General features: G+C 68.2%; 18 protein-coding genes and 1 pseudogene. 12 read left to right on the forward strand and 7 right to left on the reverse strand.

The genetic code is table 11. The annotated features are described in order from the left end of the window. Positions 1-52 precede the first annotated feature (52 nt). Positions 53-376: pseudogene (locus tag GPX89_RS46325) on the reverse strand (cyclic nucleotide-binding domain-containing protein); the annotation flags it as partial. A 179-nt stretch (positions 377-555) separates the two neighbouring features. Between GPX89_RS46325 and GPX89_RS31480 the strand changes: the two are divergent. Next, positions 556-1,863: an anaerobic C4-dicarboxylate transporter family protein gene (locus tag GPX89_RS31480; RefSeq protein WP_198347685.1), complete on the forward strand. Its 1,308-nt coding sequence runs from the start codon at positions 556-558 to the stop codon at positions 1,861-1,863. Here the strand turns inward: GPX89_RS31480 and GPX89_RS31485 are convergent. Beyond that, complete coding sequence (locus GPX89_RS31485) at positions 1,856-3,541, reverse strand: phosphoenolpyruvate--protein phosphotransferase (RefSeq protein WP_157391355.1); 1,686 nt, start codon at positions 3,539-3,541, stop codon at positions 1,856-1,858. The genes GPX89_RS31480 and GPX89_RS31485 overlap by 8 nt on opposite strands. A 146-nt stretch (positions 3,542-3,687) precedes the next feature. Here GPX89_RS31485 and GPX89_RS31490 point away from each other — a divergent pair, with 146 nt between their 5' ends. The 6 genes from GPX89_RS31490 (at position 3,688) to GPX89_RS31515 (ending at position 9,514) form a co-directional block, all read left to right on the forward strand. Continuing rightward, positions 3,688-4,455 carry a DeoR/GlpR family DNA-binding transcription regulator gene (locus tag GPX89_RS31490; protein WP_157391356.1) on the forward strand — a complete coding sequence of 256 codons (768 nt, stop codon included), beginning with the start codon at positions 3,688-3,690 and terminating at the stop codon, positions 4,453-4,455. Next, entirely contained in the window at positions 4,452-5,414 is a 963-nt protein-coding gene (locus GPX89_RS31495; RefSeq protein ID WP_157391357.1) for a 1-phosphofructokinase family hexose kinase, read from the forward strand. The genes GPX89_RS31490 and GPX89_RS31495 overlap by 4 nt, the downstream gene beginning before the upstream one ends. A gap of 10 nt (positions 5,415-5,424) precedes the next feature. Then, entirely contained in the window at positions 5,425-7,608 is a 2,184-nt protein-coding gene (locus tag GPX89_RS31500; protein WP_157391358.1) for a PTS fructose transporter subunit IIABC, read from the forward strand. A 28-nt stretch (positions 7,609-7,636) separates the two neighbouring features. Then, complete coding sequence (locus tag GPX89_RS31505) at positions 7,637-7,894, forward strand: HPr family phosphocarrier protein (RefSeq protein WP_157391359.1); 258 nt, start codon at positions 7,637-7,639, stop codon at positions 7,892-7,894. Positions 7,895-7,990: 96 nt separating this feature from the next. Beyond that, entirely contained in the window at positions 7,991-9,175 is a 1,185-nt protein-coding gene (locus tag GPX89_RS31510) for an MFS transporter (protein WP_235948628.1), read from the forward strand. A 162-nt stretch (positions 9,176-9,337) separates the two neighbouring features. After that, positions 9,338-9,514 carry a hypothetical protein gene (locus GPX89_RS31515; RefSeq protein WP_157391361.1) on the forward strand — a complete coding sequence of 59 codons (177 nt, stop codon included), beginning with the start codon at positions 9,338-9,340 and terminating at the stop codon, positions 9,512-9,514. 52 nt (positions 9,515-9,566) lie between these two features. On the opposite strand, the gene GPX89_RS31520 is transcribed toward GPX89_RS31515, so the two are convergent. Next, entirely contained in the window at positions 9,567-10,784 is a 1,218-nt protein-coding gene (locus GPX89_RS31520; protein ID WP_157391362.1) for an acetyl-CoA C-acetyltransferase, read from the reverse strand. Positions 10,785-10,947: 163 nt separating this feature from the next. Beyond that, positions 10,948-11,412 carry a hypothetical protein gene (locus tag GPX89_RS31525; RefSeq protein WP_157391363.1) on the reverse strand — a complete coding sequence of 155 codons (465 nt, stop codon included), beginning with the start codon at positions 11,410-11,412 and terminating at the stop codon, positions 10,948-10,950. 81 nt (positions 11,413-11,493) lie between these two features. Between GPX89_RS31525 and GPX89_RS31530 the strand changes: the two genes are divergently transcribed. Next, complete coding sequence (locus tag GPX89_RS31530) at positions 11,494-12,882, forward strand: cystathionine beta-synthase (protein ID WP_157391364.1); 1,389 nt, start codon at positions 11,494-11,496, stop codon at positions 12,880-12,882. 185 nt (positions 12,883-13,067) lie between these two features. After that, positions 13,068-14,201 (forward strand): AbrB family transcriptional regulator, encoded by a 1,134-nt coding sequence (locus GPX89_RS31535; protein ID WP_157391365.1) that lies wholly within the window; start codon positions 13,068-13,070, stop codon positions 14,199-14,201. Here GPX89_RS31535 and GPX89_RS31540 read toward each other — a convergent pair. Continuing rightward, positions 14,131-14,691, reverse strand: coding sequence for a DUF6529 family protein (locus GPX89_RS31540; RefSeq protein ID WP_157391366.1), 561 nt, complete (start codon positions 14,689-14,691; stop codon positions 14,131-14,133). The two genes, GPX89_RS31535 and GPX89_RS31540, sit on opposite strands and share 71 nt — an antisense overlap. An 823-nt stretch (positions 14,692-15,514) precedes the next feature. Here GPX89_RS31540 and GPX89_RS31545 point away from each other — a divergent pair. Continuing rightward, positions 15,515-16,132, forward strand: coding sequence for a transglycosylase SLT domain-containing protein (locus tag GPX89_RS31545; protein WP_157391367.1), 618 nt, complete (start codon positions 15,515-15,517; stop codon positions 16,130-16,132). A 229-nt stretch (positions 16,133-16,361) separates the two neighbouring features. Beyond that, a complete protein-coding gene (locus tag GPX89_RS31550; protein ID WP_157391368.1) occupies positions 16,362-17,366 on the forward strand; it encodes a mechanosensitive ion channel family protein in 1,005 nt (334 codons plus the stop codon). A 158-nt stretch (positions 17,367-17,524) separates the two neighbouring features. Here the strand turns inward: GPX89_RS31550 and GPX89_RS31555 are convergent, their stop codons facing one another. After that, positions 17,525-17,869 carry a DUF6401 family natural product biosynthesis protein gene (locus GPX89_RS31555; RefSeq protein WP_328602506.1) on the reverse strand — a complete coding sequence of 115 codons (345 nt, stop codon included), beginning with the start codon at positions 17,867-17,869 and terminating at the stop codon, positions 17,525-17,527. A gap of 73 nt (positions 17,870-17,942) precedes the next feature. Beyond that, positions 17,943-19,118, reverse strand: coding sequence for an acyl-CoA dehydrogenase family protein (locus GPX89_RS31560; RefSeq protein WP_157391369.1), 1,176 nt, complete (start codon positions 19,116-19,118; stop codon positions 17,943-17,945). Between the two features lie 183 nt (positions 19,119-19,301). On the opposite strand from GPX89_RS31560, the gene GPX89_RS31565 reads away from it, so the two are divergent. Beyond that, positions 19,302-20,447, forward strand: a complete 1,146-nt coding sequence (locus GPX89_RS31565) for a cystathionine gamma-synthase (RefSeq protein WP_157391370.1) — start codon at positions 19,302-19,304, stop codon at positions 20,445-20,447. Positions 20,448-20,730 lie beyond the last annotated feature (283 nt).

Below are 20,730 nucleotides of genomic sequence, written 5' to 3' on the forward strand. Positions count from 1 at the left end.
CGCGGGCCACGATGCGGTGGTAGCGCTCGGGCTCGTGGGCCGACAGCTCCTCGATGGCCTCGCGGGTGACGATGAGGATTACCGCGCCGCCCGCGGTGCGCGCGGTGGCCATGTGGGTGCCGCCGTCGAGCAGCGTCATCTCCGAAATCATCCCGCCCGCACGGACTGTGCCGAGCTCGGTCTCGTGCCCGGTGAGTCCGGTGACCATCTCGATCCGCCCGCGCAGCACGATGCCGAACCAGTCGCGCGGCGTGGACTCGTGGAAAACCACTGCTCCCGCAGGGTATTCGCGGTATTGAGCGACCGCCGTGAGGGCCTGTAGATCCGCGACGTCGATCCCGGTGGCGATCGATGTGGTCTCGATCATGTCGGACATGGTGTCCACGTTGACTCCTGATTCGATGGGGCTAATCTCTTTCAACGGGAGCAAACCGTCAGCAAAATTATTGATCAAATCGATCTGTCATTTCGAGTCGAAGCCTATAGTCAGGGCGTTTGTCCCGCGACTCATGACAGATAGAGATAAAGTTTGAGGCGGTTCATTCGATGATTCAGATGCTTCTCGAGTTAGCGGTGGTACTCGCCGCGATCCTGATCGGATCGCGCGTGGGCGGCATCGGGCTCGGCGTATGGGGTGCGGTCGGCGTGGTCGCCCTCGCCACCGTGTTCCGGGTCGCACCCACGTCCCCGCCGGTGGACGTGCTGCTCATCATCCTGGCGGTGGTCGTCGCGGCGGCCACCATGGAGGCGGCCGGCGGTGTCGACTACATGGTCCGCATCGCCGAACGCATGATTCGCAAGAATCCCAAGCGCATCACGTTCGTCGCGCCGGTGGTGGTGTTCCTGTTCACGATCGGCGCGGGCACGGGCCACCTGCTCTATCCGCTGCTGCCCGTCATCCACGAGGTGGCGCGCGAGGGCGGGATCCGGCCGGAGCGCCCGATCTCCATGGCCGCCATCGCGAGTCAGTCGGCCATTGTGTCCAGCCCGGTCTCGGCCGCCATGGCCGCCGCGGTCGTGGTCCTCGGTCCGGACGGGTGGAGCATGGTCAAGATCCTGGCCGTCACGGTTCCGTCGGTGCTGATCGGCCTGGTCGCGGGGTCGCTGTCGGTGTGGCGCCGCGGCAAGGACCTCGCCGACGATCCCGAGTACCAGCGTCGGCTCGCGGCCGGAGAGATCCAGCCCGTCAATGCGAATCCGGCCGATCGGCCCGTACTTCCGCGCGGTGCAAAGCTTTCCGCGCTGATCTTCCTCATCGGCGTGATCGCCGTGGTCATCTCGGGCGCGTTCCCGGATCTGCGGCCCCCGGGCGCGGACGGCAAGGCCCTGAGCATGCCCGAGACCATCGAGGTTCTGATGCTTTCGACCGCAGCGGTCATCATGCTGGTGTGCAAGGTCTCGGCTCCCAAGATTCCCGGGACCCCGGTCGCCAAGGCGGGCCTGGTCGCGCTGGTCGGCGTCTTCGGATTGGCCTGGCTCGGCGACAGTTTCATCAAATCCAACCAGGACCTCATCGTCGGTAGCCTCGGCGACCTGGCCAAACAGCACACCTGGCTGTTCGCGGTCGTCCTCGCTCTGGTCTCGGCCCTGGTGCTGAGCCAGGCGTCGGCGACCAAGATCATGCTTCCGCTCGGCCTGGCCCTGGGCATCTCGGCCCCGCACCTGGTCGCCATGCTTCCGGCGCTGTGCGCGCTGTTCATCCTGCCCGTCTACCCGACCAGCATCGCCGCGGTGAACTTCGACCACTCCGGCACAACGAGATTCGGGAAGCTGGTGCTGAACCACAGCTTCATGCTGCCGGGCATCGTCACCACCGCCGTGGCCGTCGCAGTCGGGTATCCGCTTGCGGCCCTTGTCAGTTGAGTATGTCGGCGGCTGCGCGACGGGCCGATCGCGGGTCTGTGGCGGACAGCACGGCCTCGGCGGCGCGGCGGCAATCGGCCATGGTGACGGCGGCCAGCTGTGCGCCGACCGCGCTCACCGCCGAAGCGGCCGCGGACAGCGACGTGACGCCGAAACCGGCCAGCACACAGGCCAACAGGGGTTCGGCGGCGGCTTCGCCGCAGACGCCCACCGGCTTCCCGAGCGTCCGACCGGCCGCGGCGGTGGCGGCCACCAGCCGCAGCACGGCGGGCTGCCAGGGATCGGTGAAGGCGGCCAGCCGCGCGGACATGCGGTCGGCGGCCATGGTGTACTGCGCCAGGTCGTTGGTGCCGATCGAGACGAAGTCGACGTATCGCAGGATCTCCGCCGCCATCAGCGCGGCAGCGGGAACTTCGATCATGACGCCGGGTGTCAGGCCCCGGGCGCGGACCCGCGCCGCGAACGACTTCGCCTCCGCCACCGTGGAAATCATGGGCGCCATGACCCAGGGGGCGTGACGGCAGCCGTTCGCCGCCGCGACCACGGCGTCCAGCTGGCGGTCCAGGATGCCGGTGTCCTGCTCGGTGATCCGGATGCCGCGCACGCCCAGCGCGGGATTGGCCTCCTCCGCGTGCGCCGCGAAGCGCAGCGGCTTGTCCGAACCCGCGTCGAGCGTACGGATCACGACCTTGCCCGCCGGGTAGGCGTCGAGCACCGCGCCGTACAGCGCGGCCTGCTCGGCGATCGTCGGCTCGGATTCGCGGTCCAGGAAACACAATTCGGTGCGGAACAGGCCGATGCCCTCCGCGGAGCGCTCGCGTGCGGCGCGCGCCCCGGCCCCATCCTGCACATTGGCGAGCACCTCGACGCGATGGCCGTCGGCGGTGGCGCCCGGCCCGGTCCAGCGGGCGGCCCGCTCGGCCACGGCGCGATAGCCCGCGACGGCGGCGGCCGCGGCCTCGGGCGCCGGGTGGGTCAGCACCCGGCCCGCGCCGCCGTCGAGCAGGACGTCGGTTCCGGCGGGCACCTCGTCGAGCCCGCCGACCGCGACCACGCACGGGATTCCGAGCTGACGGGCGATGATGGCGGTGTGGCTGGTCGGTCCGCCGAGCGACATGGCAAGCCCGACAATGAGATCCGGGTCCAGACCGGCGGTATCGGCGGGTGCGAGGTCGTCGGCGAGCAGGATGGAAGGGCCTGCCGGAGTGGGTATTCCGGGCTCGGGCGCGCCCGTCAGCTCGGCCACGATCCGGTCGCACACATCCCGCAGATCGGTGACCCGCTCGGCCATCAGGCCACCCAGCCCGGCGAACATCGCCGCGAACTGCTCGGTCGCGCCCACCGCCGCCGCGGCGGCGGATCGGCCCTCGGCGAGGAAAGCCTCGGCGGCTTGCCGCCAGCCCGGATCGGCGGCCATGGCGGCATTCGCCGACAGCACCTCCGCGGCCGCGCCGGTCGCCCTCGCGGCGCGCTCTCGCAAACGCTGCGCGACCGTCGCCGCCGCGTGCCGGAGTGCCTCGGACTGCGATGCCCGATCGGACTCCGGGACTCTCGCCGTCTCGTCCTGGATGCGGATCCTCGGCACCGGCCGAATCGCGGGAGCCGCGACCACCCCGGGTACCGCCGGGGTGCCGGTGAGCACGATGGAATCCACGTTTTCCTGCAGCGATCGCGTCATGAGACCTCTCCTTCACGCCTTTGTCGCGCCCGATCGACACCATGCCGTTGACCTGCGCACTGTGATCCAGGCTACGCGCAGACCTTGACAAAGCAACACATTCGGGCATAAAACAACATAAGCCAACAACGAACACGGAGGTTCGGATGTACGCCGAGGAGCGGCAGCAGTCCATCGCCTCGCTGATCGGGCAACGCGGCCGCGTATCGGTGATCGATCTGGCCGAACAGTTCGAGGTGACCACCGAGACCGTGCGCCGCGACCTGGCCGCCCTCGACCGCATGGGCCTGGTCCGCCGGGTGCACGGCGGCGCGGTACCCGCCGCCGCCCTCACCGCCATCGAGCTCGGCACCGGCGAACGCGAGCACACGCGGGCCACGGAAAAGGATCGGATCGCCAAGGCCGCCTTGGCATTTCTGCCGCCGACCGGCGGCAGCGTGGTCTTCGACGCCGGGACCACCACGGGCCGGATCGCGGCGCAGCTGCCCGCCGATCGCGAACTGGTGGCCGTGACCAACTCGCTCCCCATCGCGACCCGGCTCAGCGGTACCGCCGGAGTCCGGCTGCACCTGCTGGGCGGGCGCGTCCGCGGTGTCACCCAGGCCGCCGTCGGCGCGGACACCCTGCGCGTGCTCGGCGATCTGCGCGTCGATGTGGCCTTCATCGGCACCAACGCGCTCACCGTCGGGCACGGGCTGTCCACGCCGGACCCCGATGAGGCGGCGGTCAAGCGGGCGATGGTCGCGGGCGCGCATCGCGTCGTGGTGGTCGCCGACTCCACCAAGATCGGGCGCGAGGACCTGGTCCGGTTCGCGGAGATCGCGGACATCGACGTCCTGGTTAGTGATGACGAACTACTGCCCGCAGTGCGAAATGAACTGTCCGAGTACGGCATCGAGGTGGTGACCGCATGATCGTGACGTTGACGGCCAATCCCAGCATCGACCACACCGTGGCGCTGTCCGAACCGCTGCGACGCGGCGACCTGCAGCGCGCTCGCGCGGCTACCTCCTATCCGGGGGGCAAGGGCGTCAATGTTTCTCGTGTCGTGGCGGGCTCGGGCGCGCGGACGGTCGCGGTGCTGCCCGGCAGCCCGGGTGACCCCTTGCTGCGCGCGCTCACCGAGACGGGCCTCGACTACCGGGCGGTGCCGTGCGGTGGTCCGGCGCGCACCAACCTGACGCTCACCGAGGCCGACGGCACCACCACGAAGATCAACGAACCCGGTACGCCGCTGACGGCCGTCGAACGAAACGCATTGGCGGACTTGCTGGTCGAGCTCTCGCGCGACGCCTCCTGGGTGGTGCTGTCCGGCTCGCTGCCGCCCGCGGTGCCGACGGACTGGTATGTGGAGCTGGTGCGCGGGCTGCGTGGCCCGGACGGCGGGATCAGGGTCGCGGTCGATACCTCCGACGGCCCGCTGCTGGCGCTGGCCGAGCATTTCGACTCCGCCGCACCGCATTTGATCAAGCCCAATGCCGAAGAGCTCGCCCAGCTCACCGGGGGCGACCCGGACGAACTGCACGATCCCAACGCGGCGGCCCGGGCGGCGGCGGTGCTCGTGGCGCGCGGCGTCGAGACCGTGCTCGCCACCCTCGGCGCGGCCGGGGCGGTGCTGGTCACCGCCGACGGGGCATGGCACGCCACCGCACCGGCCATCAAGGCGCGCAGCACCGTGGGCGCGGGCGATTCCGCGCTCGCCGGATACCTGCTCGCCGACCTGGATCGAGCCACACCGCAGGACCGCTTGCGCCACGCCGTCGCCTACGGCAGCGCCGCCGCCGCTCTGCCGGGGACGGGATTGCCCGGCCCGCACCACACCGACCCGACCGCCGTGCGGATCACGGCCCTGGATTTCCAGCCCCACCACTGAAGGACCCGCGATGTCCGACCCGATCATCACCAGCGACCTGGTAGCCCTCGACGCCGACCTCGGCGCCGAGAAATCCGACGTGATCGAGGCGCTGGCCCAGCGTCTCGCCGACGCGGGGCGCGCCACCTCCGCGGTGGCGCTGCGTGACGCGGCCCTGACCCGCGAAAGCCAGTCCGCCACCGGACTTCCCGGCGGCATCGCCATCCCGCACTGCCGCAGTGGCTCCGCCCTCACGCCTTCGCTGGGCTTCGCCCGTCTCGAACGCAAGGTCGACTTCGGGGCGCCGGACGGCCCGGCCGATCTCGTCTTCCTCATCGCCGCCCCCGAGGGCGCGGGCGCGGAACACATGAAACTGCTCTCGGCCCTGGCCCGTGCGCTCGTCAAGCCCGAGTTCCTGGCCGCGCTCCGCTCCGCCACCACCCCCGCCGAAATTGTCGGCCTGGTCCAGCATGTCGTCGATCCCGCACAGACCTCCACGCCCGCCGGGAGCCGCGCGCCAGAGAAGACCACGCCGATCTCCGCGCCTGCGTCGACTGCTGCGTCCGGCGCGACGCCGACGCCGGAGGCGGCCTCGAGGCCCGGGGCGACCTCCGCACCTGGAGCGAGCGCGGTATTCGCGGCCGGCGCCGCCGCATCAGCGTCCAGTTCCGGCCCGGCCGCTCCCGATGCCGGCTTGCCGTCCGAATCTGGCGCTGCCGCATCCGGACTACGGCGGACGGTCGTCGCGGTGACCGCGTGCCCCACGGGGATCGCACACACCTATATGGCAGCGGATTCGCTGGTCGCCGCCGGGGACCGGGCCGGGATCACGGTGCGGGTCGAGACGCAGGGATCCAGCGGCAGCACGCCGTTGAGCGCCGCCGAGATCGATCTCGCGGACGCGGTCATTTTCGCCACCGATGTCGGGGTGAAGGGGCGAGAGCGGTTCGCCGGCAAGCCCGTCGTCGAATCCGGGGTCAAGCGGGCCATCAATGAGCCCGATGTGATGGTCGCCGAGGCGCTGCGGGCGGCGGACGATCCCGCCGCACCCCGCGTGGCCGGTGCTGGACGCACCGAGAGCTCTTTCGCCACAGCGGATTCCGGATCACTGGGCTGGGGCACGCGACTACGGCAGATCCTGCTGACCGGCGTCAGCTACATGATTCCGTTCGTCGCGGCGGGTGGCCTGCTCATCGCGCTCGGGTTCCTGTTCGGCGGGTACGAGATCGCGGGCAGCGCGAAAACCATTGTGCTGGACAACTCGCTCACCGACCTCCCGGCGGGCGGCCTGGCCACCTACCTGGGCGCGGTGCTGTTCCAGATCGGTTCGCTCGCTTTCAGTTTCCTGGTGCCTGCACTGGCCGGATACATCGCCTACGCCATCGCCGACCGGCCCGGTCTCGCACCGGGTTTCACGGCGGGTGCGGTCGCGGTGTTCGTCGGCGCGGGCTTCCTCGGCGGTCTGGTCGGCGGTCTCATCGCGGGCTTCGCGGCCTTGTGGATCGCCAAACTCGGTGTGCCGCAATGGGCTCGGGGCCTCATGCCGGTAGTGGTCATCCCGCTGTTCGCGTCGCTGGTCGTCGGCCTGATCATGTTCATCTTCCTGGGCAAGCCGCTCGCGGCCGTCACCAGTGGGCTCACCCACTGGCTCAACAGCCTCTCGGGCACCTCGGCCATCCTGCTCGGCATCATCCTCGGCCTCATGATGTGCTTCGACCTGGGCGGACCGGTCAACAAGGCCGCCTACGCCTTCGCCGTCGCCGGACTCAACGTCAATGACACGGCCTCCCTGAAAATCATGGCCGCGGTCATGGCGGCGGGCATGGTGCCGCCGCTGGCCATGGCGCTCGCGACGACGGTGCGGCCGAAGCTGTTCACCACGGCGGAACGCGAGAACGGCAAGGCCGCCTGGCTGCTCGGTGCCTCGTTCATCTCCGAGGGCGCGATCCCCTTCGCCGCGGCCGACCCGCTGCGCGTCATCCCCTCGATGATGGCGGGCGGTGCGGTCACCGGGGCCCTGGTCATGGCCTTCGGCACCACCCTGAGCGCACCGCACGGTGGCATCTTCGTCTTCTTCGCCGTCGGCGGTATCGCCGGATTCCTCCTCGCCCTCGCCGCGGGCACCGCGGTCGGTGCGCTCTGCGTCACCGCCGCGAAGCAACTCCGCAGGACATCCGTCCCTACCGAATCCACCGCCTCGCTCGCCACCGTTTAACCAACCCCTCCCACACCAAGGAGTCGATATGCCCAGCACCACCGCAGTTGTCGGTTCATCCGTCGGCCTGCACGCCCGCCCCGCCGCCCTCATCGCCGAAGCGGCCGCCGCCGCAGGCGTCCCCGTGACCCTGTCCCTCGTCGGCGGTACCCCGGTCAATGCCGCCTCCGCCCTCATGCTCATGACCCTGGGCGCCACCAAGGGCACCGAAGTCATCGTCACCAGCGACGATCAGGCCGCCCTGGACAAAATCGCCGACCTGGTCCGCTCCGACCTGGACGCCTGACCCGACGCCGCGGAAATCCCCGCGGCCCAACCGGATTCAGCCCTCAGCCCAGGCACTCCTTGTCACACCCTCGAGATACCGTGCCGCGCTGTGCCGATGCTCACGCTGTTGCGCCGTCCTCGAATCCTCGCGATCTGGTCGGCGCAACTGCTGTCCGTCCTGGGCGACCGGTTTTACGGCCTGGCCGTCATGTGGCTGGCCCTCGAACGATCCGGCCCCATTGCCATGGGCGCGGTCGCGATCGCGGAATCGGTGCCATTCATCGTGATCGGCGCCTTCGGCGCACACCTACTCCAACGCTGCGCCGAATTCCGCACTCTCGCCACCATCGACGGCGGGCGAATCCTGCTCGTCGCCGCGATACCGCTGCTGTGGACGCTGGGCGGCACGGTGGCGATGCTCGCCACCGCCGCACTGCTCGGTGCGCTGGCCGCGATATTCGATCCCTCCCTCGGCGCGTTGGTGCCGGATCTGGTTGACGAGGCAGAGCGCCCCACCCTGGTCGCGGCCATGGACCTCAACGGCCGCATCGCCCGCATTGCGGGTCCGGCCCTCGCCGGTGTCTTACTCCTGGTGGTGCCGGTACCAACGTTGTTCATCGTGGACGCTATGACATTCGCGATCTCGGTGGCCGCATTGCTGTATCTGGCGACCGTCACCGGTGCGCGTCGACCCACGACGGCGGCCTCACAGCCGTCGGCGCAACCGGCGTCGGTGCGCGTGCTCGTGCGTGAACAGCCGACTCTCGGAGTCGCTTTCGTCGTTCATGCCGCGGGACTGTTCCTGAACGCGTTACCGGCGATCGGCCTGCCCCTGCTGCTGGTGCACCAGATCGGCGCGGGCCCTTCGGCATACGGCTGGGTGCTCACCACGACCGGCGCGGCCGGACTCGCGGGCAACCTCATCACCGCCAGAATTCGGCCCACCCCGGCCTTTCTTCGGCGATTCTGCCTGTCCTGGGCCGCAGCCGGACTCGCGCTGATCGCGACCGGGGCGTCCCATACCCTCGCGCTGGTGCTGCTGTTCGCGGCCCTGTCCGGGATCATCACGCCGTTCATCGCGATCACACTGGGAACCCAGTTCGCCGCGTATCCCCAAGCCGCACGGTTGCGCCTGCTCACCGTCAACAACACCGTTATGCGCGCGGCCGGAACCGCGGGCATGGCAATCATTCCCGTGCTGATAGCGTCCGCCCCCGCGCTCGGCTTCATCCTCGGCGGCAGCGCCCTGGCCGTCATCGCCACCGTCGCGTGGGTGTTCTCGGTGGCCACTGGCCGATAATTATCTCATCATTTCCCAATCATGTTGTGCCAGTAGGGAATAGAAGCTGTAAAGATCGATGTGGAGAGCGTTGGCAACTTGTGAAGGAGGGTGGTTGCCGGCTGCCTCGCGGAGGGATTCTCGCTGTCGGATCGCGATCGCGGTCCGGTGAAAGGAGTCCCTGTGAAGTTCTCGAAGGCCACCGCGTACGCCGTCGCGGTCGCTGCCGTCAGCGGCGGCGTGGTTCTCGCCCCGGTCGCCCAAGCCGCCGTCGGCAGCACGCCGATTGCCGCGCACACCACCGCCGGGCAGGATCAGCCGCTCCCGGGCTGCGGTGAGTGCCAGCCGGATCCCATGTAAAGAAAGGGCCGCACGACCGTGAAGGTCGTGCGGCCCAATCGGTTTCGAGCTGTCAGCTGAGGCGCTCGATGATCATCGCCATGCCCTGGCCGCCACCGACGCACATGGTCTCCAGACCGAACTGCTTGTCGTGGGTCTGGAGGTTGTTGATGAGGGTGGCGGTGATGCGGGCGCCGGTCATGCCGAAGGGGTGGCCGAGGGCGATGGCGCCGCCGGAGACGTTCAGCTTGTCCTCGTCCATGTTCAGTTCGCGGGCGGAGCCCAGGACCTGGACGGCGAAGGCCTCGTTGATCTCGTACAGGTCGAGGTCGTCGATGGTCATGCCCGCGGTCTGCAGGGTGTTGCGGACGGCCTGGATCGGGCCGAGGCCCATGATCTCGGGGGAGAGGCCGGAGACGCCGGTGGCCACGATGCGGGCCAGCGGGGTCAGGCCGAGTTCGCGAGCCTTGGTGTCGGACATGACGACCAGGGCGGCCGCGCCGTCGTTCAGCGGACAGGCGTTGCCGGCGGTGATGGTGCCGTTCTCGCGGAAGACCGGCTTCAGCTGCGAGATCTTCTCGTAGGTGGTGCCGGCGCGCGGGCCGTCGTCGGTGGTGACGATGGTGCCGTCGGGCAAGGTGACCGGGGTGATCTCCCGCTCGAAGAAGCCGGACTTGATGGCCTCCTCGGCGCGGTTCTGCGAGCGCACGCCCCAGCGGTCCTGGTCCTCGCGGGAGATGCCGGTGAAGGTGGCGACGTTCTCCGCGGTCTCGCCCATGGCGATGTAGACGTCGGGGAGGATGTCGTTCTCGCGCGGGTCGGTCCAGGTCGCGTTGGACGCCTTGGTCGCCGCGGTGCGGGCCTCGGCCTCGGCGAAGAGCGGGTTGTGGGTGTCGGGCCAGCCGTCGGCGGTGCCCTTCGGGAAGCGCGAGACGGTCTCGACACCGGCCGAGATGAACACGTCGCCCTCGCCCGCCTTGATGGCGTGGAACGCCATGCGGGTGGTCATCAGCGACGAGGAGCAGTAGCGGTTGACGGTGACGCCGGGCAGGTAGTCGTAGCCCAGCTGAACCGCCACGGCGCGAGCCATATTGAAGCCGCCCTCACCGGCGGGCTGGCCGCAGCCGAGCAGCAGGTCGTTGACATCGCTCACGGCGAGACCCGGAACCTTGTCCAGGGCGGCCTGCACCATCTGGGCGGCCAGGTCGTCCGGGCGCATGCTCACCAGAGAACCCTTGCCTGCGCGGCCGATGGGCGAGCGGGCGTACGAAACGATGACGGCCTCAGCCATGAGGACTCCTTTTTTGCTGGGGTGATCCTCTTCGAATTTACGACGGGTGTGTTTTCGGTCAAACACCCGGTATGCCCGCATCCCATCTACTGAACTGTGGGATTTCGCACCTCTCGCAGCTCTCGTGCCGCGCTGCCTGTGGCAACGCGGCACGAGTCGGGAATCAGGCGGGGACGTCGAATGCGCTCTGCGCGGGGATGTTCGGCATGTCCGTGAACACGTTGACCACGATGTGCCCCGGCCCGGTGTCCTGGAACAGGGCGTAGTGCTCACTGCCGTAGAACCCCGCGAGGATGTCTACTCGATATTCGCCCGCCGCACCGGTATCGGTGTTGCGCCAGGCGACCGTGGCGGTGGTCTCGCACATCGGGGCGAAGCTGTACTCGCCCGGATCGAACCCGCCGACCGGCAGCGCCTGCACGCTGATGATGGCCCGCCCCGGCCACCTCGGATCGGTGTCGGCCCAGGAGCGAATATTGCCGCCGCACAGTGCCGCATCGTGATACATGCTCTGGACCTGCGGAAATTCGACCGTCGCGGCGTCGGCGGGCGCGGCGGCGACGATCATGGTCGCGGTGCCGAAGGGGAGTAGTAGGGAGGCGGCGGACAGGCTCGGCGGCATCCTCATGGGCCGATGGTAATTTCCGGCAATCGTGATATGTCCGACGTGGGCGAAGCCGCGTGTCACCTTTCTGCAACGATGAGGGGTATGCGCATCGCTAACCATGTCGTCGATCTGATCGGAAACACCCCGCTCGTTCGGTTGAACTCCGTGGTGGGTCCGAACTCGGGACTGGTGGCGGCGAAGGTCGAGTACCTCAACCCGGGCGGCAGCTCGAAGGACCGCATCGCCGTCAAGATGATCGACGCCGCCGAGAAGGCCGGGCTGCTGAAGCCCGGCGGCACGATCGTCGAACCGACCTCCGGCAATACCGGTGTGGGCCTCGCCCTGGTCGCGCAGCAGCGCGGCTACAAGTGCGTGTTCGTCTGCCCGGACAAGGTCAGTGAGGACAAGCGGAACGTGCTGCGCGCCTACGGCGCCGAGGTCGTGGTCTGCCCGACCGCCGTCGCGCCCGAGGACCCGGACAGCTACTACAACGTCTCCGACCGCCTGGTGCGCGAGATCCCGGGCGCGTGGAAGCCGGACCAGTACTCCAACCCGGGCGGCCCCGAATCCCATTACGAGACCACCGGTCCCGAGATCTGGCGCGACACCGAAGGCAAGATCACCCACTTCGTGGCGGGCGTCGGCACCGGCGGCACCATCACCGGCACCGGCCGCTACCTCAAGGAGATCTCCGGCGGCAAGGTCAAGATCGTCGGTGCGGACCCGGAGGGCTCGGTCTACTCCGGCGGCACCGGCCGCCCGTATCTGGTCGAGGGCGTCGGCGAGGACTTCTGGCCCACCGCCTACGACCCGGCCATCCCCGACGAGATCATCGCCGTGTCCGACGCGGACTCCTTCGAGATGACCCGCCGCCTGGCCCGCGAGGAGGGCCTGCTGGTCGGCGGCTCCTGCGGCATGGCCGTGGTCGCGGCGCTCAAGGTCGCCGAGCGCGACCCCGACGCCGTGGTGGTCGTGCTGCTGCCCGACGGCGGCCGCGGCTACCTGTCCAAGATCTTCAACGACCAGTGGATGAGCTCCTACGGCTTCCTGCGCTCGCGCCTGGACGGCAAGACCGACGAGGTTCACGTGGGAGAGGTGCTGCGCGGCAAGTCCGGTGAGCTGCCCGATCTGGTGCACACCCACCCGCAGGAGACCCTGCGCGACGCCATCGAGATCCTGCACGAGTACGGCGTCTCGCAGATGCCGGTCGTCGGCGCGGAGCCTCCGGTCATGGCGGGCGAGGTCGCCGGTTCGGTCAACGAGCGCGATCTGCTCTCGGCCATCTTCGAGGGCCGCGCCAAGCTCACCGACCCGGTCTCCAAGCACATGAGCCCCGCCTTCCCGCTCATCGGCGCGGGCGAGCCGGTTTCGGCGGCCACCAAGCTGCTCGAGTCCACCGACGCCCTCATGGTCGTCGAGGACGGCAAGCCGGTCGGCGTCATCACCCGCCACGACCTGCTCGGCCATCTGAGCACGGGCGTCCTGGCCTGACCCGAGCCACATAGTTGCCGCCCGTCGGATCCGATCCGGATCCGGCGGGCGGTGTGCTTTCACCGATGTGATCTATGGCCTGCGACAAGCGCATCTGGTACTGAATCCCACATCACAGCGCCGAGAGACCTGGGATAACTGGCGTGTTACCGGAGGTTCATCCGCGCCGGGCACCATCGATGTGTATGAATCCGAGACAGGTGGCCGTGTGGATCGCCCTGCTGGGCGCGGTGCTCGGTGGCGCCGCGCTGCTGGACCGGATCGGATTCCCCGCACCCCAAATGATTCTCGCCATCGTGGTCGGCGCCGGACTGGCGATCGCGGGCCGACTGCCCGCCCCGCTGCCGCGCGGGGTGAATCTCGGTGTGCAGGGCATGCTGGGCGTGCTGATGGGCAGCTATCTGCAGGTCTCCCTGCTGACCTCGATCGGTTGGGGTCTGCTGCCGGTCCTGGCCGTGACCGCCGCGACCGTGATCGTGAGTATCGGTGTCGCACTGGTCTTCTCGCGGGCCACCAAGGTGGACATCCCGACCGCGACGCTGGGCCTGCTGGCCGGTGGTTCGGCGGCGGTGGTGGCGGCGGCCGACGAACTGGACGCGGATCCGCGCCGGGTCGCCTTCATGCAGTATCTGCGGGTGGCGCTGGTCGCGCTCAGCGCACCGGCCGTCGCGGCGCTGCTCGACGACGAGGAGGGAATCCGTTACGGCCCAGCCACTCTCGGCGGCTCGGTCACCGATCCCACGCTCCCGTACTGGATGATCGTCGGCCGCGGCGACCAGCTCGCCGGACTGTCGATAGCGATCGTGTTGTGCCTCATCGGGATTCGCGCCGGTAGATGGCTGCGCCTGCCGAACGCCGCGCTGCTGGGACCGATGCTGATCACGGCGGTGGTGACCGCGCTCGGCCTCAGCCACGGCTATGCGCCGACGCACCTGTTCAAGGATCTGCTGTTCGTGCTCATCGGATTCGAGGTCGGCACCCGGTTCAGCCGTGAGGTGGTCAAGGAGATGGCGCGCATGCTGCCCGCCATGACCGCCGCGGTGCTGGCGCTCTCGGCGGTAGTGGCCGGAATGGCTTTGGGGCTGGCCTGTCTGGTGGATCTGGAGATGTCGGACCTGTACCTGGCGACCACGCCCGGCGGCATCAACGCGGTTCTCGCGACGGCCGACACGATGAACGCCGACCTGCCGCTCATCACCGGCGTCCAGACCATCCGCCTGCTGGTCATGATGGCCCTGCTGCCGCTGCTCATCTCGCGAATCCGACGGTACGGAACCACCACAGCGCCGCCAGCGCCCACGCCAGCACGAAGCTCGTGAACACCAGCCCGCCCAGCACCGGCAGCAGCCAGCCCGGCGTCCGCTTCAGCCGCAGCGTCAGCATTTTCGAGGCGAAGGCGCCGTAGAAGACCACGCCCGCAAGGGAATGCGCCATGACCCGCCTGGTCGCGCCGGTGCCGAACTGGAAGCCGAAGCTGTAGAGGCAGTAGAAGGCCACGGGCAGACTGAGCAGGAACGCCAGCGCGCCGGACAATCGATGGAACACGTGCACCGGCTTCGGTGCGTGGAATCGGTAAATCCATACGGCCGTGAGCAATTGGCCGACGATCAGTACCAGCACGGCACTGCTGAGATAGGCCTTGAAGGTCTGCGGGGCGGAGAAGCCCCAGGTGGGCAGGGGCTGGGTGCCGGGCCAGAAGTGGGTTCCGGCCATCCCGAGCGCCACCGCGACCGCGGCGCCGGCGAGCAGCACCGGCACCACGATCAGGTTGCGCCGAGAAACGGTGACAACGTCTGTCAGCAAGGACATTTCGACTCGGTTTTCTGGTCATCGCGCGTGAGTGATATCGGCGGAGGGGGACGCTGGAGATACGGCAAGGGGTTACAGGTGCGAAGGGGGTTGCCGCTGCCATGGAGTCGCGGGCGGGCCGAGTCTGCCGGGCTGGTGTCCTCCCCGGCCCTCGGAGAGGGGCCTCAATTTGTGGCATAGCTGCAGGCCAACGCGTTTTCCGGGTGCGTTACACAGCAATATGATCAACGTCTGTGGCTAATGTGACTAATGTGATTTTTGAGATTTGAGTGAATAAATGTGATTAGCTGCAGCGTTACTTTTGAAATGCGAAACGCCGATGAATCGTCGGGAAATCGGGCAAATCACGACATATCGCGATCTTGAGGCTAAATTTCTCTGTGATCTGAAACACTTTGTGTTTCGAATTGAATGGCCAGGTCAGCGCTTGTATTAATGCAGGTCCCGAAGTTGCCCCTCGGGTCAGTTCACCGTCTGTTCACCTTTGATTCAGGCTGTGTTAACAATGCGCAATCAAGCTGTGACCTTGTCGGAAACAGACCGTGAGTCTGAATGGCGCAAGGAGATGTGAACACACATGCGGAACGTGATCACCACATCGGTGCGATGAGGCACCGCGGCCGGGAGGCCGCGAATGTCCACGCCGCTCTCCGCGGAGCGCGCCAATTCCATTGACCCGTACCGGGTTTCACAACAGCAACCACAACAGCCCGCAGCGGGCGAGTGGGCGTCGTGAGACGCCCGCGTAGCCGCGCGCTGCCTTCTTCAGGCCTGCGAGCCCGAAACCGAACAGGAATCCAAATTCGCCATGCCCACGAATGTTATGACTGCTCTCAGTGACCCTGCCAGACGTAGCAGGGTGGTTGCCGCCGCTCGTACGGCCGGCACCGCCGCTCTGGCTCTCGGAGTCTTCGGCTCCCTCATCACCGCCGCCGGCGCCGCCAGCGGCGACGTGAAGCCGACTTCGCTGCAGCAGACCATCGCGGCTGCCGTCCGGGCCGCTCCGGCTGTCCAGGCCGCACCGGCCGCACCGGCGGTGCCCGCCAACGAGCAGCCCGCCCCCGCCGTCGTCGCCCCGGCTCCGGCGCCCATGCCGGCTCCCGCGCCCGCGCCGGTCTACGCCGACAACCTCGACGGCTGGATCCGCCAGGCGCTGGACATCATGGCCCAGCACGGCATCCCGGGTAGCTACGACGGCATCATGCGCAACATTCAGCGCGAATCCAGCGGCAACCCGCAGGCGATCAACCTGTACGACTCCAACGCGGCCATGGGCATCCCGTCCAAGGGCCTGCTCCAGGTGATCGACCCGACCTTCAACGCGTACCACGTCGAGGGCACCTCCACGAACATCTGGGACCCGGTCGCCAACATCGTGGCCGCGTGCAACTATGCGGCGCACCGCTACGGCTCGATGGACAACGTCTCCAGCGCTTACTGAGTCGCTGCGGCACTCGAACGGACGCGCCGGTGAGAACCGGATGAATATTGCGATGGCCTACCTGATGAGGGGTGGGCCATCGCGCATTTGCGAATGTTCGGCTAATCACTGGCACTCGATTTGGCAACACTTTCGCAAACTTTCCAACTCGAAGATCAACAAGGCGTATAACGACCCCTTGGAGCAGTTTCGGCAACTCGGCCGGAACGGATAGCGAAGGGACGGGGTCATGCACACCTCGGTATTGGCTATCGATATCCAGAAGGGGCTCTCCGACGCGTGGAGCTCCGTCGCCACCTGGGTGCCGAAGTTCGTTGGCTTCCTTGTCATTCTGCTCATCGGCTGGTTCGTGGCCAAGATCGTGGCCCGGCTGGTGACCAGGATCCTGAACCGGGTCGGGTTCGATCGGCTCGTCGAGCGCGGCGGGATCAAGGACATGCTCGCCCGCGGGCGCTACGACGCCACGGGAATCATCGCCAAACTGGCCTACTACGCGGTCCTGTTGATCACCCTGCAGCTCGGGTTCGGGGTATTCGGGCCGAATCCGGTGTCCACCATGCTGAACGGGATCGTGGCCTGGCTGCCGCGGCTGGCGGTGGGCATCGTCATCGTGTGCATCGCGGGGGCGATCGCGCGGGTCGTGCAGGACATGGTGTCGAACATGCTGGCGGGGCTGGAATACGGGCGGATGCTGGGACGTGTTGCGGCCGTGTTCATCTGGGGGATCGGCATCATCGCGGCGCTCAATCAGATCGGGGTCGGGACGTCGGTCACCATGCCGATTCTGATCACGGTGCTGGCGACCATCGGCGGCGTGCTCATCGTCGGGTTCGGTGGCGGGTTGATCCGGCCCATGCAGCAGCGCTGGGAAGGGTGGCTGGACACCATCGAAGGGGAGATGCCCGAGGTGAAGGGGCATGCGCAGGCGTATCAGCGCGGGCGGGAGGACGCCGCGCGGCAGCGGCAGCAGCAGGAAGCGATGATGGCGCAGCGGGCGGCCATGATGGGGCAGCCGATGATGGCCGGGCAGATGCCTCCGGGGAAGTGGGCGGAGCCGGAGGGCGGGCAGCAGATGGGTTATGGACAAAGGGGTTACGGGCAGCAGGGCGGGTACGGGCAGATGCCGCAGCAAGGTGGGCAGACGCCTCCGCAGGGTGGGCAGCCCATGCCTCCCGGTCAGCATCCTTCGCGGCCCGGTGGGCAGGAGCCCGGGGCTCCGGGAGGGATGATCTAGTACCGCTCATGTGTCCCGGCGTGCCTGGAAAAAGAGACAAGAACAGCCCCGTGGATTCCCATCCCGGGGCTGTTCTCATGGGTTTTCAAGATCAACATGCAATGAGGGGCGGGTTTTGTCCGCTTCGCGCACCTGAGTGCATGTTGATCTCGATGTGATCAGGAGGGGCGGGCCAGGGAGCAGACGGCGGCCAGGCGGAGGTGGAGCCAGCCGGCGTCTTGCCAGTCGAGGAGGGAGAAGGGGAGTTCGGCTTCGGCGTCGCGGAGGTCGTCGAGGATGCCTCGGGCGTAGCCGGCGAGCAGGACGCTGGCCGGGACCAGGCTGGAGTTCTCCACTCCCAGGTCGAGAATGTCGCGGACGGCGGCGGCATGCTGGTCTATCGCGGCGGCCACGCCCGGGAAGACCGCGGCCGCTTCGGCGGCGGGGGCTCCGTGGGTGCGCTGCAGGCGATTCAGGGTCTTACGCGCCGAGACGACGAGCAACGCGGAGCCGGGCACAAACACGTGGCGATGCTAGCAATCGACCGGTGCCCGGCGGACCCGCTGTGACATATCACGCAATTGTCGGAAGTGCTGGTCAGCGGAAGGCTTTGGAGCCGGTGAGGGCTTCGCCGAGGACCAGTTGATGCACCTCGGCGGTGCCCTCGTAGGTCAGCACCGATTCCAGATTGTTGGCGTGCCGCAAGACCGGGTACTCGAGGGTGATCCCGTTCGCGCCCAGGATGGTCCGGCACTCGCGGGCGATCTTGATTGCCTCGCGGGTGCTGTTCAGCTTGCCCGAGCTGATCTGCTCGTTGGTGATCTCGTGGCGGTCCTTCAACCGTCCGAGGTGCACGGCCAGCAGTTGCCCCTTGCCGAGTTCCAGCGCCATGTCCGCGAGCTTGGCCTGGGTGAGCTGATAGGCCGCCAGCGGTTTGTCGAATACCTCGCGGGTGCGGGCGTAATCGATTGCGGCGGAAAGGCAGTCGCGGGCCGCGCCGAGAGCGCCGAAGATGATGCCGAACCTGGCCTCGGACAGGCAGCCCAGGGGCGCGGCCAGGCCGCGGGCCTCGGGGAGCTGGGCGTCGGCGGGCAGGCGGACGCCGTCCAGAGACAGTTCCGCGGTGATCGAGGCGCGCAGGGAGAGTTTGTGCTTCATCTCGCGGGCGCTGAATCCCGGTGTGTCCGTGGGCACCACGAAGCCGCGGATCACGTCCCGCTCACCCTCGCGCGACTGTGCCCAGACGATGGCGACATCGGCCACGGACCCGTTGGTGATCCACATCTTCGACCCGTCGAGCACCCAGTCGTCCCCGTCGCGCCGGGCGCGGGTCCGCATCCCGCCGGGGTTCGAACCGAAGTCCGGTTCGGTCAGCCCGAAGCAGCCGATCACCCGTCCGGCCGCCATCTCCGGCAGCCAGCGCAGCTTCTGTTCCTCCGACCCGTACTTGTGGATCGCGGTCATCGCCAGCGACCCCTGCACCGAAACCATGCTCCGCACACCGGAATCCACGGCCTCGAGTTCGAGACAGGCCAGTCCGTAGGCGGTCGCGGAGGTACCCGCGCAGCCGTAGCCCTCCAGATGCATGCCGAGCAGGCCGAGTTTGCCCAACTCCGGAGCCAATTCCCGCGCGGGGAACGTGCCCGCCTCGAACCATTCCGCCACGTGCGGCCGCAATCGTTCCGCCGCGAACGCACGCACCGTGTCCCGGATCGCGCGCTCCTCGTCGTTCAGGAGTGAATCGATGGCGAAGAGCTCATCTGCGGTGACCATGCGCCCCACGATAGGACCGCTCTCGGTGCTCGGACAACGCCCGCGCCGAACGGGGCTGACCAGTTCTTCACGGGTGCGGGAGCTCGGCGGCGGCGGGCTCGCAGCTCGGGAGCATCGGTGCGCCGCGGGTGGACCGCTGCCCCCGGGGCGGGGGCGAAGCGGCAGCCTACTTAGGCTGTTCGCATGAGCGAGCAGCTGGGTTTCTCCACACGGGCGGTGCACGCCGGGTTCGATCCGGACCCTCAGACCGGTGCGGTGAACGTGCCGATCTACGCGAGTTCGACCTTCGCGCAGGACGGCGTCGGCGGGATGCGCGGCGGGTACGAGTACGCGCGCACCGGGAATCCGACCCGGACCGCGCTGGAGGCGAACCTGGCGGCGCTCGAATCCGGCACCTACGGGCGGGCTTTCGCCTCGGGTATGGCGGCCACCGACTGTGCGATCCGCGCGAACCTGCGTCCCGGTGACCACATGGTGATTCCGAACGACGCCTACGGCGGCACCTTCCGGCTCATCGACAAGGTGTTCACCCAGTGGGGGATCGAGTACTCGGTCGCTCCGGTGTCGGACGTGGACGCGGTCGCCGCGGCCATGCGCCCGAACACCAAGCTGGTCTGGGTCGAGACGCCCACCAACCCGCTGCTGAACGTCGGCGATATCGCGGCGCTCGCGCAGGTCGCGCACGCCGGTGGCGCGAAGCTGGTGGTGGACAACACCTTCGCCTCGCCCTACCTGCAGCAGCCGCTGCTGCTGGGCGCGGACATCGTGCTGCACTCGACCACCAAGTACCTGGGCGGGCACTCCGACGTGGTGGGCGGCGCGCTCATCACCAACGACCAGGAGCTGGACACCAAGTTCGCGTTCCTGCAGAACGGCGCGGGCGCGGTCCCCGGCCCGATGGACGCCTTCCTCACCATGCGCGGCATCAAGACCCTGGCCCTGCGCATGGACCGGCACTGCGACAACGCCGAGACCATCGCCGAGTTCCTGACCAACCACCCGAAGATCGCGCAGGTCATCTACCCCGGCCTGCCCGAGCACCCGGGCCACACCGTCGCCCAGAAGCAGATGCGCCGCTTCGGCGGCATGATCTCGGTCCGCGTCCACGGCGGCAAGGAAGAGGCGCTGGAGTTCTGCTCCAAGACCAAGATCTTCACCCTGGCCGAATCCCTCGGCGGCGTGGAATCCCTGATCGAGCACCCGGGCGCGATGACCCACGCCTCCACCGCGGGCTCGGCCCTCGAGGTCCCCGCCGACCTGGTCCGCCTCTCGGTCGGCATCGAGGACATCAGCGACCTGCTGGCCGACATCGAGCAAGCGCTTTCCTGACTCGCAGGAGCTCTCTCAGGGGCTTCGCACCCGAACCCCCAGGAGCAATCTTGGGGGCCTCGCCCCCAAACACCCAGGTGTGCCAGGGCTTCGCCGTTGGCCCCAGGGTGCGGGGCTCGATGCCATTGTTCTGGGCGTCGAGCCCGATCGGGCCCCAGCGAAAAAGAAGCGCCGCACCAGAATTGGTGCGGCGCTTCTTCGTTGATCGGAACGCGACAACTGATCTCGCAAGGTCCCGGGTAACTCGCCGGGTGCGGCCAAAATCGGTGTGGCTCCCCACCGC

The sequence above is a fragment of the Nocardia terrae genome (assembly GCF_009760405.1).
Lineage (GTDB): Bacteria > Actinomycetota > Actinomycetes > Mycobacteriales > Mycobacteriaceae > Nocardia > Nocardia terrae.

Bases quoted from the DNA above. Each gene is read 5' to 3' on its own strand.
- GPX89_RS31480 (WP_198347685.1), top strand. From the start codon at position 556: ATGCTTCTCGAGTTAGCGGTGGTACTCGCCGCGATCCTGATCGGATCG.
- GPX89_RS31485 (WP_157391355.1), bottom strand. From the start codon at position 3,541: ATGACGCGATCGCTGCAGGAAAACGTGGATTCCATCGTGCTCACCGGC.
- GPX89_RS31490 (WP_157391356.1), top strand. From the start codon at position 3,688: ATGTACGCCGAGGAGCGGCAGCAGTCCATCGCCTCGCTGATCGGGCAA.
- GPX89_RS31495 (WP_157391357.1), top strand. From the start codon at position 4,452: ATGATCGTGACGTTGACGGCCAATCCCAGCATCGACCACACCGTGGCG.
- GPX89_RS31500 (WP_157391358.1), top strand. From the start codon at position 5,425: ATGTCCGACCCGATCATCACCAGCGACCTGGTAGCCCTCGACGCCGAC.
- GPX89_RS31505 (WP_157391359.1), top strand. From the start codon at position 7,637: ATGCCCAGCACCACCGCAGTTGTCGGTTCATCCGTCGGCCTGCACGCC.
- GPX89_RS31510 (WP_235948628.1), top strand. From the start codon at position 7,991: ATGCTCACGCTGTTGCGCCGTCCTCGAATCCTCGCGATCTGGTCGGCG.
- GPX89_RS31520 (WP_157391362.1), bottom strand. From the start codon at position 10,784: ATGGCTGAGGCCGTCATCGTTTCGTACGCCCGCTCGCCCATCGGCCGC.
- GPX89_RS31525 (WP_157391363.1), bottom strand. From the start codon at position 11,412: ATGAGGATGCCGCCGAGCCTGTCCGCCGCCTCCCTACTACTCCCCTTC.
- GPX89_RS31530 (WP_157391364.1), top strand. From the start codon at position 11,494: ATGCGCATCGCTAACCATGTCGTCGATCTGATCGGAAACACCCCGCTC.
- GPX89_RS31535 (WP_157391365.1), top strand. From the start codon at position 13,068: ATGAATCCGAGACAGGTGGCCGTGTGGATCGCCCTGCTGGGCGCGGTG.
- GPX89_RS31540 (WP_157391366.1), bottom strand. From the start codon at position 14,691: ATGTCCTTGCTGACAGACGTTGTCACCGTTTCTCGGCGCAACCTGATC.
- GPX89_RS31545 (WP_157391367.1), top strand. From the start codon at position 15,515: ATGACTGCTCTCAGTGACCCTGCCAGACGTAGCAGGGTGGTTGCCGCC.
- GPX89_RS31550 (WP_157391368.1), top strand. From the start codon at position 16,362: ATGCACACCTCGGTATTGGCTATCGATATCCAGAAGGGGCTCTCCGAC.
- GPX89_RS31560 (WP_157391369.1), bottom strand. From the start codon at position 19,118: ATGGTCACCGCAGATGAGCTCTTCGCCATCGATTCACTCCTGAACGAC.
- GPX89_RS31565 (WP_157391370.1), top strand. From the start codon at position 19,302: ATGAGCGAGCAGCTGGGTTTCTCCACACGGGCGGTGCACGCCGGGTTC.